12 protein-coding genes are annotated in these 16,358 nt (G+C 62.8%); 3 read left to right on the plus strand and 9 right to left on the minus strand.

Annotation, left to right across the window (positions count from 1 at the left end; genetic code table 11):
* Positions 1-19 precede the first annotated feature (19 nt).
* From ACFFNA_RS24470 to ACFFNA_RS24510, 9 genes are all read right to left on the minus strand, one after another.
* A complete protein-coding gene (locus ACFFNA_RS24470) occupies positions 20-1,084 on the minus strand; it encodes an ABC transporter ATP-binding protein (protein ID WP_111548695.1) in 1,065 nt (354 codons plus the stop codon).
* A gap of 15 nt (positions 1,085-1,099) precedes the next feature.
* Complete coding sequence (locus ACFFNA_RS24475; protein ID WP_378922246.1) at positions 1,100-1,891, minus strand: ABC transporter permease; 792 nt, start codon at positions 1,889-1,891, stop codon at positions 1,100-1,102.
* Complete coding sequence (locus ACFFNA_RS24480) at positions 1,888-2,802, minus strand: ABC transporter permease (RefSeq protein ID WP_378922248.1); 915 nt, start codon at positions 2,800-2,802, stop codon at positions 1,888-1,890. Before ACFFNA_RS24480 ends, ACFFNA_RS24475 begins: the two co-directional genes overlap by 4 nt.
* Positions 2,803-2,858: 56 nt before the next feature.
* Entirely contained in the window at positions 2,859-3,968 is a 1,110-nt protein-coding gene (locus tag ACFFNA_RS24485; protein WP_378922250.1) for an ABC transporter substrate-binding protein, read from the minus strand.
* Between the two features lie 242 nt (positions 3,969-4,210).
* Positions 4,211-5,383 (minus strand): iron-containing alcohol dehydrogenase, encoded by a 1,173-nt coding sequence (locus ACFFNA_RS24490; RefSeq protein ID WP_378922252.1) that lies wholly within the window; start codon positions 5,381-5,383, stop codon positions 4,211-4,213.
* Positions 5,384-5,401: 18 nt separating this feature from the next.
* On the minus strand, positions 5,402-6,790 hold the full coding sequence (locus tag ACFFNA_RS24495; RefSeq protein ID WP_378922254.1) for an aldehyde dehydrogenase family protein: 1,389 nt from the start codon (positions 6,788-6,790) through the stop codon (positions 5,402-5,404).
* Positions 6,791-6,961: 171 nt separating this feature from the next.
* Positions 6,962-8,332, minus strand: coding sequence for a glutamine synthetase family protein (locus tag ACFFNA_RS24500; protein WP_378922256.1), 1,371 nt, complete (start codon positions 8,330-8,332; stop codon positions 6,962-6,964).
* A gap of 88 nt (positions 8,333-8,420) precedes the next feature.
* A complete protein-coding gene (locus ACFFNA_RS24505; protein WP_378922258.1) occupies positions 8,421-9,983 on the minus strand; it encodes an amino acid permease in 1,563 nt (520 codons plus the stop codon).
* Between the two features lie 21 nt (positions 9,984-10,004).
* Positions 10,005-10,823 carry an N-formylglutamate amidohydrolase gene (locus ACFFNA_RS24510; RefSeq protein ID WP_111548703.1) on the minus strand — a complete coding sequence of 273 codons (819 nt, stop codon included), beginning with the start codon at positions 10,821-10,823 and terminating at the stop codon, positions 10,005-10,007.
* A 236-nt stretch (positions 10,824-11,059) separates the two neighbouring features.
* Here ACFFNA_RS24510 and ACFFNA_RS24515 point away from each other — a divergent pair, with 236 nt between their 5' ends.
* The 3 genes from ACFFNA_RS24515 (at position 11,060) to ACFFNA_RS24525 (ending at position 16,331) form a co-directional block, all read left to right on the plus strand.
* The gene (locus ACFFNA_RS24515; protein ID WP_111548704.1) at positions 11,060-11,887 is read left to right on the plus strand and encodes a MurR/RpiR family transcriptional regulator; all 828 of its coding nucleotides are present in this window, start codon (positions 11,060-11,062) and stop codon (positions 11,885-11,887) included.
* A gap of 158 nt (positions 11,888-12,045) precedes the next feature.
* On the plus strand, positions 12,046-13,203 hold the full coding sequence (locus ACFFNA_RS24520) for an efflux RND transporter periplasmic adaptor subunit (protein WP_378922261.1): 1,158 nt from the start codon (positions 12,046-12,048) through the stop codon (positions 13,201-13,203).
* Positions 13,200-16,331 carry an efflux RND transporter permease subunit gene (locus ACFFNA_RS24525; RefSeq protein ID WP_378922263.1) on the plus strand — a complete coding sequence of 1,044 codons (3,132 nt, stop codon included), beginning with the start codon at positions 13,200-13,202 and terminating at the stop codon, positions 16,329-16,331. The genes ACFFNA_RS24520 and ACFFNA_RS24525 overlap by 4 nt, the downstream gene beginning before the upstream one ends.
* Positions 16,332-16,358: the final 27 nt, after the last annotated feature.

The raw sequence follows: 16,358 nt of genomic DNA on the forward strand, positions 1-16,358 counted from the left end.
GCCCCGCCCGCTCTGCTGCCTAGTGCAGCACCAGCATATCGCTCGACGAGAACGATATCTCGGCCTTCTCGCCGACAGCCGGCGGCGGAGCGGCTGGACTGTTGAAGGTGTCGAGCGAGACCGTGCTGCCACCGATGCCGACGCGAACCCGGATCACCGAGCCGAGGAAATGCACCTCGGAGATTTCACCGGACAGGCTGGAATCGCGGCCGGGCTGGCGGCCGAGCGAAATCGCCTCCGGCCGCAGCGCCAGCGACAGCGTGTCGCCTGACTTGGACCCGTTGAGCTTGCCCTTGAGCAGGACCTCCTCGCTGTTGACGCGCACTCTGCCAGATGCGGCATCGGTCACCGTGCCTTCGAGCACGTTCAGCGTGCCAACGAAATTGGCGACGAACTTGGTCGCTGGCCGGTTGTAGATCTCGAACGGCGTGCCGACCTGCTCGGCCTTGCCGCCATACATGACGGCGATGCGGTCGGAGATCGACAGCGCCTCTTCCTGGTCATGGGTGACGAAGATGGTGGTGATGCCGAGCTTCTTCTGGATCGAGCGGATTTCCTCGCGCAGCGACACGCGCACCTTGGCGTCCAGCGCCGACAGCGGCTCGTCGAGCAAAAGCAGCTTCGGCTTCGGCGCGATGGCCCGCGCCAGCGCGATGCGCTGCTGCTGGCCGCCGGAGAGCTGGTAGGGATAGCGGTCGGCCATCTGCGGCAGCTTGATGATGTCGAGCATCTCGGCCACGCGTCTATCGATGTCCGCCTTGGGCATGCCCGCGACCTTCAGTCCAAAGCCGATATTCTGCGCCACCGTCAGGTTGGGGAACAGCGCATAGGCCTGGAACACCATGCCGACATTGCGCTGGTTTGGCTTCAGCCTCGTGATGTCCTTGCCTGCAACGACGATCTTGCCCGCCGACGGCTCTTCGAAACCGGCGACCATGCGCAGAACGGTGGTCTTGCCGCAGCCGGACGGCCCGAGGAAGGAAACGAACTCGCCCGGCTCGACATCGAGATTGAAATCCTCGACCACAGTGGTGGCGCCGAAGGATTTTCGCACATGCTGGATGGAGAGGAATGGTTCGGCCATGGCTTTTTCTTTCGATCAGTTCGGGCGGTTCGCCGATCTCGGCGCGAAACGGGACAGGATCTGGATCAGCGACATACAGCCCCAGGTGATGGCGAAGGCGATGATGGCAAGCGCCGCCGGCTCATAAGCGCGGTTGGCGCCAATGTTTTGCAGATAGGGGCCGAAGGCGGGCCGGTTGAGCAGGCTGGCCATGGTGAATTCGCCAATGACGATGGCGAAGGTGAGGAACGCGCCCGACAACACGGCGATCAGCACATTGGGCAGGATCACTCGACCAATGATCGTGCCCCAACCGGCGCCAAGGATCTGCGCCGCTTCGGTCAGCGTCCTGACGTCAATGGTGCGCAGTCCGGTATCGACCGCGCGATACATATAGGGCAGCGCCAGCATCGCATAACCGATAACCAGCAAGGCATTGGTACCCATGTCGGTCGCCAGGAACGGCAGCGGCGAATTCGAACCGTACATCCTGATATAGCCGAAGACGATGACGATGGCGGGAATGACCAGCGGCAGCAGCGTGATGAACTCGACGATCGGCCGCAGCTGCGGCAGGCGCAGCCGGATCCAGTAGGCCGCAGGCACCACGATCAGCACGCCGAGAATGATGGTGAAGATGGCGGCGAGCACCGAGTAGCCGAAGGTCGCCTGAAAACGAGGATCGCCAAGCACGATCTGGTAAGCGTCGAAGGAATAGGCGCCACGCCGCATGCGCATGGAGAATTCCACCGTCGCGATCAGCGGAATGAAGAAATAGGCCGCGCCCAGCGCGAAGACGACCCAGGCCCAGAATTTTCCAGACTTCATTTCAGCCACCTCTCCGAACGCGTCCGGAACCAGATGTAGAAGACATTGGCGAGGCCGGTGATGACGATCATGCCGAAGGCGATCGCATAGCCGAGATGAGCATTGTGCAGCACATCGCCGCGAATCTGCGCGTAGAGCAGGATCGGCACGATGTTGAGCGAGGAGCCGGTCAGCGCATAGGCGGTGGCGATGGCGCCGAAGGCATTGGCGAAGAGCAGGATGACCGTGCCGAGGAAGCTCGGCCAGATTACCGGGATAACCACCATGCGCCAGTATTGCGCCTGGGTGGCGCCGAGCGTCGCGGCGGCCTCGCCCCATTCCTTCTTCAAGCCGTCGATCGCCGGCGTGATGATGACCACCATTAACGGAATCTGGAAATAGACATAGGTCAGCGTCAGCCCCCAGAACGACAGGATGTTGAAGCCGTGCGCGTAGATGTTGAGGCCGAACACGGTGTTCAGGAGCACGGTGGCGAGGCCAAGCCGACCGAGCGTAGCGAGGAAGGCAAAGGCCAGCGGTACGCCGGCAAAATTCGAAGCAACGCCAGAGAATGTCAGGGTCGCCGAGCGTATCCACTCCGGCAGGCCGCCGCGCACGATGGCGATGGCAATCGCCAGGCCCGCGAAGGCGCCGATCAGCGCCGAGGCAAGGCTGACCTTGAGCGAGATCCAATAGGCAGCAACAATCGATGGCTGCGCCAGTGCCGCTATGTTTTCGAACGTGAATTCGCCGGCCTCGTTCTGGAATGCGCCCAGCATCAGATAGAGCGTGGGCAGGATCAGGAACATGATGGCGAAGATGAAGAATGGCGCAACGCCGAGCCACTGCGTCGGCAGCCGCAAGGCGCGGGCCTCGCTTGGAGGCGCGGTCTTCCCCGCGATGGCCTGATTGGAAAGCGAGAGGTCGGTCATGCGCCGGCTACCGTCTTCGAGGGAAAACCGGGCGGCCCAGGGCCGCCCGGCTCGTGTTACTTCTGAACCGCGGCGCCGACGACGGTGTCCCAGTTCTTGGTAATGGCGTCCTTCATGGCAGCTTGTTCCTCAAGCGTCGGGAACACCGCCGCAGCATAGGATTCGGCCGGCGGCAGCTTGGCCAGCACGTCCGCCGGGATCTTGCCGTTCTTCGCCAGATCGTTGAAGCGGATCGGATGGCAATAGCCCTTCAGCCAGCCGATCTGACCTTCGTCGGAATAGAGATATTCCAGCCAGAGCTTGGCAGCATTCGGATGCGGCGCAAAGGCGCTGATCGCCTGCACGTAGACGCCGGCGACAACGCCGGTCTTCGGCACAATGACGTCGACGGGCGGGTTGCCCTTCAGCGTGTCGCGACCGGCAAGCGCGTTGTAGTCCCAGAAAACAAAGATTGGGGTCTGTCCCTGTGCAAGCGTTGCCGCCTTGCCGGTGACGGGAACGAAATTGCCGGAGGCGTTGAGCTTCTTGAAGAACTCGAGGCCAGCGGTACCAGCAGCTTCACCAGGGGCGGCACCCGTCGACAGGCCGGCGGCGTAGACGCTCATGATCGCTTGGTTGGCGGTCCGGGGGTCACCCGGAAGCGCAACCATGTTCTTATACTCGTCCTTCTGCAGGTCAGCCCAATCCTGCGGTGGATTCGGCACGAGATCCTTGTTCACCATGAAGGACAGCACGCCGTAGTAGTCGCCGGTCCAATACCCTTCTGCATCCTTGGCGCTATCGGGGATCGAGTCCCAGGTTGACACCTTGTAGGGTTGGATCAGACCATCCTTCTTGGCGGACGGGCCGAAGGACAAGCCGACGTCGATGACGTCAGGCGCCTGCGGACCCTTGTTGTCCTTGTTGGCCTTGATCGCCTCGACCTCGTCGCCGGAGCCGGCATCGGGGTTGAGTTCGTTGACGGTGATTTCCGGATACTTCGCCTTGAAGCCGTCGATGACGGCACCGTAGCCGCACCAGTCATGCGGCAGCGCGATGGTGGTGAGCTGGCCCTCGGCCTTGGCGGCCTTGACGAGATCGTCCAGCGAATCCGCGGACGAAATCACCGACGACACCATAAGGGTCGCGGCCGAAAGGGAAAGCAGTTTCCCCGTGAATTTGAACATGTGTTCTCTCCGTTGAACTGACGCCGTTGGACGCCTGCGATCCGGTATCGTTTTCATGTGACAGCCAGATGAAAGCTTTGTGAAACCGGCTGCTCGCAGTGCGAAAAAGTAAACTCTTTTTAACCGGCTGTAGCAATCGCCTCGCGATTCTTTTTCCGGCTAACTAGTTGCTGCCTTGCCCGTCATCCCTCCCCCTTGGTTTGTAGCCCCTTTTCAGATCAAATTCTTCCGCGGAAAACTCCTCAGACCGTGCCCGCGATGGCGTTCTCGAGCAAGGTCAACGCCGCCTTCTTCGTCAGCTTGACCGGGTTGCCGCCGGCGGTGGGATCGACCACCGCCATGTCGGCGATCAGGCCCTTGCGCTTCTTGTCCATGTCGAGCCCCTTGATCAGGCCCGGCAGCGCATGCGGCACCTTCAATTCCTTGCGCAGCTTGATGATCGCCTTGGCGAAGCCATCGAAGCCGCCCTTGATGCCGCAATAGGCGGCAAGCCGGCCGATGCGCTCCTCGATGGAGTCCCGGTTGAAGGCCAGCACATAGGGCATGAAGACGGCATTGGTCATGCCGTGATGGGTGTCGTAGAGCGCGCCGACCGGATGCGACAGCGAGTGGATGGCGCCCAACCCCTTCTGGAAGGCGGTGGCGCCCATCGCGGCGGCGCTCATCATATGGGCGCGCGCGACGAGATCCTTGCCGTTGGCATAGGCCTTCGGCAGGTTCTCGAAGACAAGCCTGACACCTTCGACAGCGATGCCGTCGGCCATCGGATGGTAACCCGGCGCGCAATAGGCTTCGAGGCAGTGGGCAAGCGCGTCCATGCCGGTGCCGGCGGTGATGAAGCCGGGCATGCCGACCGACAGTTCCGGATCGGCAATCACGATGGAAGGCAACAATTTGGGATGGAAGATGACCTTCTTGGTGTGGGTCGCCTCATTGGTGATGACGCCGGCGCGGCCGACTTCCGATCCGGTGCCGGCTGTGGTCGGCACCGCGATGATCGGCGCGATCACGTCGGAATTGGCGCGCGTCCACCAGTCGTCGACATCCTCGAAGTCCCACACCGGCCGCGTCTGGCCGGCCTGGAAGGCGATCAGCTTGCCAAGATCGAGCGCCGAGCCGCCGCCGAAGGCGATGACGCCGTCATGCTTGCCCTTCTTGAACACCGCGATGCCGGCGGTCAGATTGGACTCGACCGGGTTCGGCCTCACTTCGGAAAAGACGCCGTAAGGGACCTTGGCATCGTCGAGGATCTTCAGGGTCGAGGCGACGACTGGCAGTTTCGCCAGGCCCGGATCGGTGACGAACAGCGGCCGCTTGATGCCGGTGGCCGCCAGAACCTCAGGCAGCTCCTTGATGCGCCCGGCGCCGAAGCGGACGGTGGTGGGATAGTTCCATTTGGAGATCAGCTTGGACATTTTTTGTCTTTCGAAAAGTCAGATGGCTTCGCGCAGGTGGAAGGATTTTGGCCTCGTCAGATTGTCATAACCGATGGCGGACAGGCCAGCGCCCTTGCCGGTGTCCTTGACGCCGGTCCAGACCAGGGCCGGATCGAGGTAGTCGCAGCGGTTCATGAACACCGTGCCGGTCTCGACGCGGTTGCCGATCGCCACCGCATGTTCGGTATCACGCGTCCAGATCGAGGCGGTCAGCCCGTAAGAACTGTCGTTCATCAGCGCAATCGCCTCTTCATCGTTGCGCACCTTCATGATGCCGACGATCGGCCCAAAACTCTCCTCGCGCATGACGCTCATCTGATGGTCGACTTGCGTCAGCACTTCCGGCGCCAGATAGGGCGAACCGGCCTTGTCGTTAGCCACCTTCATGTTGATGTGCGCCACCGCGCCCTTGCGCAGCGCCTCGGCCTTCTGCTCGCGGATCAGGTCGGCGAAACGCGCCTGCGCCATCGGTCCCATCGTCGTCGCCTGGTCGAGCGGATTGCCGACGACATAGTTCTTCGTCTCGGCGATGAAGCCCTCGACGAATTCGTCATAGACCTTTTCGTGCACGTAAACGCGTTCGATGCCGCAACAGCACTGGCCGGAATTGTAGAAGGCGCCGTCGACCAGATTGGCGACCGCATGATCCATCTTGGCGTCGGGCAGCACATAGGCCGGATCCTTGCCGCCAAGCTCGAGGCCGAGCGTCATGAAGGTTCCCGCGGCCGCCTTTTCGATGGCGCGGCCGCCACCGACAGAACCGGTGAAGTTGACGTGGTCGATCTTGCCCGAACCGAGCAACTTCTCGGTCTGTGCATGGTTGAGCACGACATTCTGGAACACTCCCTTGGGCAGGCCCGCTCTGTCGAAAGCCTGTTGAAAACGCTCGCCGACCAGCAGCGTCTGCGCTGCATGCTTGAGGATGACGGCGTTGCCGGCCATCAGCGCCGGTACGATGGTGTTGACCGCCGTGAGGTAGGGATAATTCCACGGCGCGATCACCATGACCACGCCGAGCGGATCCTTCTTCACATAGCGCCTGAAGCCGTCCTTCGGGTTGGAAGCCGGCATCGGCCGCAGCGCCGCCTCGGCGATCTCGACCATGTAGTCGGTGCGTTCCTTGACGCCGCCGAACTCGCCGCCATAGCGCACCGGGCGCCCCATCTGCCAGGCGATCTCCGGCACGATCTCATCGGTGATCGCGACCAGCGCTTCCAGCATCGCCAGCATATACTTGCCGCGCTCGACGATCGGCGTCTCGGCCCATTTCTCTTGCGCCGCCTTGGCGCGTTCGACCGCGGCATTGATCGCCTGGTCCGTTGCCACGGGCCGCTCGGCATAGATCGAGCCATCGATGGGGGATTTGAGTTTGACCGTCTCGGTCATTTGTAAGTCCTCGCATTCTACAACAAAAATCTTATGGCTTGGAGCTGCCCCTCGTGCCGGCACCTGCTCCGTATGGTGACGGGGAGAAGCTCTAGCATTGGCGCCCCCTCTTCGCGTTCTTCACACAGAGAGGGCAAGGGTGAGGGGCGGCGCCAACGTTCGCGGGCTAGTTTAGTACCGCTCGAACCCTCTGTGCAGTTCCCAATCCGTAATGCGGCGGTCGTATTCGAGCTGCTCCCACTTTGCGGTATGCACATAATGTTCGAGCACATCCTCGCCGAGCGCCTGCTTCAGCATCTTCGACTTCACCAGCGTCTCGGTGGCGTCGCGCAGCGTCTTCGGGATCTCCGGCAAACGCGACGCCTGGTAGGCATCGCCGACGAAGGGCTTCTGCAGTTCGAGCTTCTCGTCGATGCCGGCAAGGCCGGCGGCGATCAGCGCCGCAAAGGCGAGATAGGGGTTGAGGTCGGCGCCGCCGATCCGGCATTCCATGCGGATGCCCTTGGTGCCCTCGCCGCACAAGCGGAAGCCGGCGGTGCGGTTGTCCTCGCTCCACATGATCTTGGTCGGCGCAAAGGTGCCGGCCTGGAAGCGCTTGTAGGAGTTGATGTAGGGCGCCAGGAACCAGGTGAATTCCTTGGCGTACTTCAGCTGTCCCGCCGCCCATTGCTGGCCAAGCGTCGACAGCGTCCAGTCGGCCTTCTTGTCGAAGAACAGCGGCGTCTTGCCGTCGGCGCTCCACAGCGAATTGTGGATATGGCTGGAATTGCCGGCCAGCCCGTAATTGTACTTGGACATGAAGGATATCGCCTTGCCTTCGGACTCGGCAATCTCCTTGGCGCCATTCTTCAGGATGACGTGGCGATCGGCCATGTCGAGCGCCTCGGCATAGCGCACATTGATCTCTTCCTGGCCTGGGCCCCACTCGCCCTTGGAATTCTCGATCGGGATGCCGGCCGCTTGCATCTCGTTGCGAAGCCGGCGCATGACGCCTTCTTCCTTGGTGGTGATGCCGATCTGATAGTCGCCGATATAGGGCGAGGCGGTATCGAGACCCTGCCAGTGTTTCTTGCGGGCGGAATCGTAGGTCTCGTTGAACAGATAGAACTCGAGCTCGGAAGCGAAATAGCCGATATAGCCGCGCTCCGTCAGCCGCTTGACCTGCTTCTTCAGGATGGCGCGCGGCGAATGCGGCAGGTCGTCATGGGTGTGGTGGTCGAGCACGTCGCAGATCACCAGCGCCGTCTTCTCCAGCCATGGAATGCGCCGCAGCGTCGCCAGATCCGGCTTCATGACGAAATCGCCATAGCCCTTCGACCAGCTCGCCGCCTTGTAGCCGGGCACCGGCTCCATATCGATGTCGGCGGCCAGCAAATAGTTGCAGCCATGCGTCTCGTCATGCGCGGAATCGACGAAATACTGCGCCAGGAACCGTTTTCCCGCGAGCCGGCCCTGCATGTCGACGATGCAGGCCAGTACCGTATCGATCTCGCCGCTGGAGACCGCTTTCTTCAACTGATCGAACGAGAAATTTCCGGCCATTCCTTTGGCACTCCAGCGCTTGAGCTTTTGAACGGGTTAAACAAAACCATGGCCGGCACGATGCCGGCCATGGCCATGATGGTGGATATCAGTGGCCGGTTTCGCCGACGGCCAGCTCGGCAGCCGCGATGGCAGCCTTGCGCTTGGCGATCTGGTCGCCGATCGGCGGGCCCTGGAAGCGGCGGTTCTCGAAACCGAACCAAAGCACGGCGGTCAGCACGATGAAGCCAATGGTGATGTAAAGCACCTTGTCGTTCGGCGGCTGGATGGCGATGTAGAAGATGATCACCATGCCGACGACCGACAGGGTGCAAAACAGCTTGAACAGCCCGGCGCCGAGATTCCAAGGACCCGGAGTTGGCCATTTCGCCGTTCCGAAAGTCATCATGCCGAGCACGATCGGAATGGTGAACGACAGGAACAGGAACACCAGCGTCGAATTGACGACGATGGTGTAGATGTTGGTGCCGCCGATCGAGATGAACTGGGCAAGAAAGACATAGATGATCTCGAGGATCGCGGCGGTCCAGATGGCGTTGACCGGCGTGCGCCAGCTTGGGCTGACCTTGGCGAGCGAGGCTGAGCCGACCGGCATGCCGCCGTCACGCGAGAAGGCAAACAACATGCGCGAGGCCGAGGTCACCGTGGCGAGACCGCAGAGGAACTGCGAGATCAGGATCGCCAGGTAAAGCAGCTCTTTCAGCCAGACCGGCAGGATCGCATCCATAGTCGAGAAGAACACGCTCCAGCCCTGCTTGGCGCCGGCAGCCAGGTCCGGGATCGCCAGAACGATTGCGCACAGCATCACCCAGCCGATCAGCGAAGACCAGAGCACGGACGAAACGATCGCCTGCGGCACCGAGTGTGCTGCCTTCTCTGTCTCTTCGGAGGTGTGCGCCGACGCGTCGTAGCCGGTGATGGTGTAGACCGGCAGAAGCAGGCAGAGCAGGAACAGATAGCTCATGGAATCCGACTGCGGGAAGACACCGCCACCCGCGTCACCCGAATAGTTGGTGAACGTCCACAGCCGCGTGATATCGATCGCCGGCGCAAAAACCAGGCAAGCCACGATCAGGACCGCCGTCGCGCCCAGGATGAGGAAGCCCGAAGCATCCGTCAGCATGGCCGTGAGCTTGATGCCGAAGTGATTGAGCACCGCCTGAAGAATGGTGATGATGGTGACGAACCCGACGATTTCGCCTGGCGTCCCCGTAATGCCGAAAGCCCCGCCGAAAGTACCGACGAAGAAGAAAGCCGTGCCGATGTTGATGGCGCCGAGCACGGTGATCAGGCCGAGCAGATTGAGCCAGGCGGTCAGCCAGCCGGTGAAGCGGTTGCCGAGGATCGAAGACCAGTGATAGAGGCCGCCGGCGGTCGGGAATGCCGAGGCGATCTGGGCCATGGCAAGAGCGAAAAACCCTGAAACGCAGCAGCCGACGATCCAGCCGATACCCGCGCCCGCGCCGCCGATCGACGATGTCGCCTGCGCGAAGGAGTTGATGCCGCCCGAAAGGATGCAGATGATCGAGAACGAGATCGCGAAATTCGAGAAGCGGCTCATGCTTCGCGACAGTTCCTGGGCATAGCCCATGCCATGGAGAACCTTCAGGTCCTCCGTCTTGTCTACGTCTGTATAACCCGGTGCTGCCATTTTGATTTCCCCTGTTGGTTCTTAGCTGGCCGATTGAACTGACTTGCCGACTGCGCTTGTTCGAGAGCCCTTGGCCTCCTCTGGCTCCAGATCCGAAAAAATGCCCGTGAGCAGATCCGCCCATTTCCGCTGCCCGGTCTCGCCGGCGATTTCGTCGTTGCGGATTTCGATCATTGCGCACGGCAAGCCGCGCGAACGCGCGTGGCGTTCCAGCGTGAAATAGACGCGGTCGGCCGGCGAATAGGGCTCGTTGACGCCGACGGTGACACCGGCGAGCCGCTTCAGCGCGCCAATCAGCGGTGACGCCAGCCGGCGGTCCTCGTCATGGATGATGCCGATATGCCAGGGCCGGTTGCGGCCCTTGTAGACCGGCGTGAAGGAATGCACGGAAACCAGGCGGGTTTCCTGCCCGCGCGCCAGCCTGTCGTCGACAATCTGCTCGATGGCGGCATGAAACGGCTGCCACGACAGCGCAACGCGCGCCGCCCGCTGCTTGTCCGAAAGGCCGGCATTGCCTGGTATCGCCGTGGTCTCACTGACCGGCGGCACCAGATCGGGCGCATCGAGCGGCCGGTTGCAGTCAATGACGAGGCGCGAAATGCGGGTTTCGACCAGCGTCGCGTCAAGCGCCTCGGCCATGCGGCGGGCAACCGGCAGCGCGCCGGGATCCCAAGCGATGTGGCGGGACAGGTCCTCGGCGGCAAGGCCGAGCGTGCCGAACTCGGCCGGCAGGAAATTCGAGGCGTGATCGCAGGTCAGCACGAAAGGGCTCGATCCGCCGGGGTTGGTCACCCCCACGGTATCAGACGATGCAAGGCTGGCGGGCCGTGCTTTCTCCATAGTCTGCCGTCCCCGGGGAGCGCTGTATCGTATGTTACGTATTTTGCCTCATTGCGTCCCTGTGGATGATTTCATACAGTTTATCCGGCTTTGTCAAATACGATTTCGGAAAAGACGGTGGACCGGGCCGAAGCATTTTGCAGCCAAGTGGAATCACTTGGCGTCGCAGAAATGCGGCCAAGACAAACAGACTGAGCGGGATGGGTCCACCATCCCGCTCCAGGGGTGGGGAAAAGATGATTTCCAGCATTGCCGAACTGATTGCCGACCGCATCGGCACGATGCCGGCCAGCGAACGGCGCGCAGCCCAGACTCTGATCGCCAGTTATCCGATGATCGGCCTCAAGACGGTTGCCGAATTCTCGGCCGCGGCCGGCGTCTCTTCGCCGACGATCCTGCGCTTCGTTGCCCGGCTCGGCTTCCAGAACTATCCCGAATTCCAGTCGAGCCTGCAGGACGAACTGGCAGCGCAGCTGCAATCGCCGGCGATAAGGACGCTCAACCCGCCCTCGCCCGGCGGCGGCACCGCGTCACCGATGCTGGAAGCGACGCTCGACAATATGCGCGAGACATTCAGGCACCTGTCCGACAAACAGCTTGCCGACATCGCCGCCCGCCTCGCCGACCGGCGCGGCAAGACCTTCCTGATCGGCGGCCGCTTCACCGATCCGCTGGCGCGGTACATGGCCGCCCACCTCGCCATCATCCAGCCCGATGTCTTTCACCTCGCCGGCCAGGAAAGCATGTGGCGCGACAGGCTGATCGACATGGGCAAGCGCGACGTGCTCGTGATCTTCGACATCAGGCGCTACCAGGACAGCCTCCTCCGCTTCGCCGAGAAGGCGCATCAGCGCGGCGTGCAGATCGTGCTGTTCACCGACCAGTGGCTGTCGCCGATCGCCCGCTTTGCCCGCCATGTCATTGCCGGACGTACCGCAGTGCCGTCGGCGTGGGATTCTTCGGCAGCCCTTTTCGTCGTCGCCGAAACACTGATCGGCGCCGTCACAAGGCAACTGGAAGCAGAAGGCGCCAAACGCATCCGCGAGATGGAAGGCCTGCGTTAGGCCGTCAACGTAACGCATATTTAATGTGCGCAGACACTGGAGAGTTGTCATAAAGACGCGATATCGGGGTGGCCTCTTGCCTTAGAATAGCCTCGCTGCGTCTGCTTCATTTCGGGAAACCGGTAGACGGAAGGATCGTTTTGCCAACCGGAGTGCCGATGGCCGCCTGGAAACAAATACTTTTCGCGCTAGTGGTGCTGGTCGTGGCGGCAGCCGCCTGGCTGCGCTTTTTTCCGGGCGCACCGGACGTGCTGGCACGCTGGGGGATAGACTGGGTTTATGTGGCAACGCGCCCGGCTGAAACCGGTGCTGCCAAGCAGGCAAACGTCGGCAATGGCGGCAACCGGCGGGTGAACGTGGTCGCCCTGGCCGCCACTTCGGCTGTTATCAACGATCGCCTGCAGGCGATCGGCACCGGCCGTGCCAATGCCTCGGTGACCGTCAATCCCTACAGTTCAGGCCGGCTCGTTGAATTCCTGGTCGAATCCGGCACCCGCGTCGAAAAGGGGCAAATCATTGCTACCCTCGATTCCGAGACCGAGGTGATCGCGCAGGATCGTGCCAAGCTCGTTTTGCAGGACTCGCAGAACAAGCTCGACCGGGTGAAATCGCTGCGGGCTTCCAACGCCGCGACACCGGTCGCCGTCGCCGATGCCGAAGTGGTGCTGGCGGCCGCCAAACTGGTCCTTCGCGATGCCGAACTTGCCCTGCAGCGCCGCTCCATCATCGCGCCGATCACCGGCACCGTCGGCATCCTGCCGATCGCCGCCGGCAATTATGTGACCAACCAGTCGGCGATCGCCACGCTCGACGACCGTTCCAGCATCCTGGTCGATTTCCTCGTGCCCGAGCGCTTCGCAGCCGCCGTCAAGGTCGGCGCGCAATTGACGGCGACGCCGATCGCCAATCCCAGCAATGCCTATACCGGCACGGTTTCGGCCATCGACAACCACATCGACGAAAAGAGTCGCACCCTTCTGGTCAAGGCCAAGATCGCCAACCCAGCCGATTCGCTGCGTGCCGGCATGTCGTTTGGCATCATCATGAAGTTCCCCGGCGAGACCTATCCGGCGGTCAGCCCGCTGGCGATCCTCTGGGGCTCGGACGGCGCTTATGTCTGGCAAATCGAGGACGGCAAGGCCAAGCGGGTCCCGGTGCGCATCATCCAGCGCAACACCGAGACCGTGCTGATCGACGCGGAGATCGACAGCGGCGACATGGTGGTGACCGAAGGCACCCAGAGCGTCAGCGAGGGCGGTGCGGTGCGCATCGCCGGCGAAGAGCAACGCGCCGCGGACGCCGCCGAAGGCTCATGACCAGCCCCGTCAACGCTGCCAGCGACACCGGCTTTACCGCCCTGTTCATTCGCAGACCGGTGATGGCCTTCGTGCTGAACACACTGATCGCAGTCGCCGGCCTCGCCGCCTTCTATGGCGTCGAAATCCGCGAACTGCCTGACGTCGACCGCGCGGTCGTCACGGTCTCGACCGCCTTCGAGGGCGCCGCGGCCGAAACCGTCGACCGTGAACTGACCGACACCATCGAGGGCGCTGTCGCCCGCGTCTCCGGCGTCAAGTCGATCTCGTCGTCCTCCTCTTTCGGTTCGAGCCGCGTCACCATCGAGTTCAACGACGGCGTCGACCTCAACGTCGCCGCCTCGGACGTGCGCGATGCCGTCGGCCGTGTCGCCAACCAGATGCCGGACACGGCCGATCCGCCGCGCATCGTCAAGGCCGACGCCAATTCCGACCCGGTGATGCGACTGGCGGTGACTTCGGACAACATGTCGATCCAGGACATGACGGTGGTGGTCCAGGACCAGATCGAGGACGAACTGGCCGCCGTGCCCGGCGTTGCCGACGTCCAAGTCTATGGCGACCGCGACAAGATCTTCCGCATCGACGTCGACCAGAACAAGCTCGCCAGCCTCGGCTTCACTGTTGCCGACCTCAGGGCGGCGCTTGCTTCTGTCGCTTTCGATTCACCGGCCGGTTCGATCACCACGATAAACCAGGACCTGATCGTCCGCACGACGGCGGACGTGACCACGCCCGAGGAATTCGAAAACATCATCATCGGTGGCACGACGCGCATCCGCGACGTCGCCACCGTCACACTCGGCCCCGATGTCGGCCAGACCACGCTGCGTTCGGATGGCAAGACCGGCATCGGCATCGGCATCATCCGCCAGGCGGAATCGAACACGCTGGACATCTCGACCGGTGTTCAGGCCGCCGTCGCCAAGTTGCAGGAGAACCTGCCCAAGGGCATGTCGATCAAGATCACCAGCGACGACGCGGTTTTCGTCAATGGCGCGGTGCACGAGGTCGAGATCGCACTCGGCCTGTCCGTGACCATGGTGCTGATCGTCATCTACGTCTTTCTGCTCGACTGGCGCGCAACGCTGATCCCGGGACTGTCGATGCCGGTCGCCATGATCGGCACCATCGCCGCCATCTATCTGGCCGGCTTCTCGGTCAACATCCTGACCCTGCTCGCCTTGGTGCTGGCGACGGGACTGGTCGTCGACGACGCCATCGTCGTGCTCGAAAACATCGTGCGACGACGCAATGAAGGCATGGGCTCGCGCGCCGCCGCCGTGCTTGGCGCTCAGGAAGTGTTCTTCGCCGTCATTGCCACCACGCTGACGCTGGTCGCCGTCTTCGTGCCGATCTCGTTCCTGCCTGGCCAGACCGGAGGCCTGTTCCGCGAATTCGGCTTCGTGCTCGCCATGTCGGTGCTGCTGTCCTGTGTGGTGGCGCTGACGCTGTGCCCGATGCTCGCCTCGCGCATGCTGTCGAGTGCATCGCTCCACCACGAAGGCGGCCACGGCATCGGCGCCCGCATCGGCGGCGCGCTGAATGCAGCCTACAAGCGCGCCCTGCATGCCTGCCTCGATGCGCCGTGGATCGTGCTTCTGGTCGCGGTGCTGTTTGCCGGCACCGCCTTCACGCTGTTCGGCACCATCCGCCAGGAACTGACGCCGACCGAGGACCGCGCCGCCGTGCTGTTGCGCATCAGCGCCCCGCAAGGCGTCAGCCTCGACTACACGACGCAGCAGATGCAGAAGATCGAGAAACTGATCCAGCCGATGCGCGATTCCGGCGAGATCCGCAGCACTTTCGAGAACGCCGGCCAGAACGGCTCCTACAACTCAGGCTTCATGGTGATGACGCTGGCGCCGTGGAACGAGCGCAGCCGCAGCCAGCAGGAGATCATGGCCGAGATCAGCCAGCTGACCAGGCAGGTGCCGAGCGTGCGCATCTTCCCGGTGCAGCCGAACAGTCTCGGCATTCGCGGTGCCGGCAACGGCCTGCAGTTCGCGCTGGTCGGCAATGACCGCAAAGCACTCGGCGACGCGGCCGTCAAGATCATTGCCGAGATGCAGAAGGACCCGCGCTTCCAGACACCGCGCCTGTCCATCGACCCGACGCAGCCGCAGCTGGCCGTGGCCATCGACCGCGAACGCGCCTCCGACCTCGGCATCGACATCACCGGGCTGGCCAACACCTTGCAGGCGATGCTCGACGGCAACGATGTCGTCGACGTCTACATCGCCGACCGCAGCTATGGCGTGAAGCTGGTCTCGACCACCAACCCGATCAACGATCCGACCGACCTGGAAAACATCTTCCTGAAGACATCAGACGGCCGCTTCGTGCCGATGTCGACCATTGCCACGCTCACCGAGCGTGCCGTGCCGCCATCGCTGTCGCGCGAGCAGCAGCAGCCGTCGGTGGCGATCACCTCCAACCTCAATGGCGACTTCGCGCTCGGCGATGCGCTGACCCGCGCCGAGGAAATCGCCACGCCGCTTTTGCCCGCGGGCAGCCGCATCCTGCCGCTGGCCGAGGCCGCGACGCTGGGCGAGACCAACAGCGCCATGGTGACCATCTTCGGCTTCGCGCTGGTCATCATCCTGCTGGTGCTGGCCGCCCAGTTCGAAAGCTTTGTCAGCGCCATCATCATCATGGCGACGGTGCCGCTCGGTCTCGCTTGCGCCATCTTCGCGCTGCTGCTCTCGGGCACCAGCCTCAATGCCTACAGCCAGATCGGCTTGGTGCTGCTGGTCGGTGTCATGGCCAAGAACGGCATCCTGATCGTCGAATTCGCCAACCAGCTGCGCGATCGCGGACTTGGCGTGCGCGAAGCGATCGAGCAGGCCTCGATCATCCGCGTTCGGCCGGTAATGATGACGATGATCTGCACCGTGCTCGGCGGCTTGCCGCTGGTGCTGGCGAGCGGCGCCGGTGCCGAGGCGCGCGTGGCGCTCGGCTGGGTCATCGTCGGCGGACTGGGCCTTGCCACCGTCTCGACGCTGTTCCTGACGCCGGTCGCCTATCTCCTGCTTGGCCGCTTCGTCACGCCGAAGACCCATGAGGAAGCGCGGCTGAAGCGCGAACTCGAGGAAGCCGCCTACACCAATGTGGAGCCGGCCGAGTAGAGACATTCCAGGAAAAGCGTGTCGCGG

Origin of the sequence: Mesorhizobium kowhaii (assembly GCF_042431665.1) — a bacterium.
In the GTDB taxonomy this organism is placed as follows: domain Bacteria; phylum Pseudomonadota; class Alphaproteobacteria; order Rhizobiales; family Rhizobiaceae; genus Mesorhizobium; species Mesorhizobium kowhaii.

Coding starts and splice junctions, on each gene's coding strand:
- ACFFNA_RS24515 (WP_111548704.1), top strand. CDS start 11,060: ATGATTTCCAGCATTGCCGAACTGATTGCCGACCGCATCGGCACGATG.
- ACFFNA_RS24490 (WP_378922252.1), bottom strand. CDS start 5,383: ATGTCCAAGCTGATCTCCAAATGGAACTATCCCACCACCGTCCGCTTC.
- ACFFNA_RS24470 (WP_111548695.1), bottom strand. CDS start 1,084: ATGGCCGAACCATTCCTCTCCATCCAGCATGTGCGAAAATCCTTCGGC.
- ACFFNA_RS24505 (WP_378922258.1), bottom strand. CDS start 9,983: ATGGCAGCACCGGGTTATACAGACGTAGACAAGACGGAGGACCTGAAG.
- ACFFNA_RS24485 (WP_378922250.1), bottom strand. CDS start 3,968: ATGTTCAAATTCACGGGGAAACTGCTTTCCCTTTCGGCCGCGACCCTT.
- ACFFNA_RS24475 (WP_378922246.1), bottom strand. CDS start 1,891: ATGAAGTCTGGAAAATTCTGGGCCTGGGTCGTCTTCGCGCTGGGCGCG.
- ACFFNA_RS24510 (WP_111548703.1), bottom strand. CDS start 10,823: ATGGAGAAAGCACGGCCCGCCAGCCTTGCATCGTCTGATACCGTGGGG.
- ACFFNA_RS24520 (WP_378922261.1), top strand. CDS start 12,046: ATGGCCGCCTGGAAACAAATACTTTTCGCGCTAGTGGTGCTGGTCGTG.
- ACFFNA_RS24500 (WP_378922256.1), bottom strand. CDS start 8,332: ATGGCCGGAAATTTCTCGTTCGATCAGTTGAAGAAAGCGGTCTCCAGC.
- ACFFNA_RS24495 (WP_378922254.1), bottom strand. CDS start 6,790: ATGACCGAGACGGTCAAACTCAAATCCCCCATCGATGGCTCGATCTAT.
- ACFFNA_RS24480 (WP_378922248.1), bottom strand. CDS start 2,802: ATGACCGACCTCTCGCTTTCCAATCAGGCCATCGCGGGGAAGACCGCG.
- ACFFNA_RS24525 (WP_378922263.1), top strand. CDS start 13,200: ATGACCAGCCCCGTCAACGCTGCCAGCGACACCGGCTTTACCGCCCTG.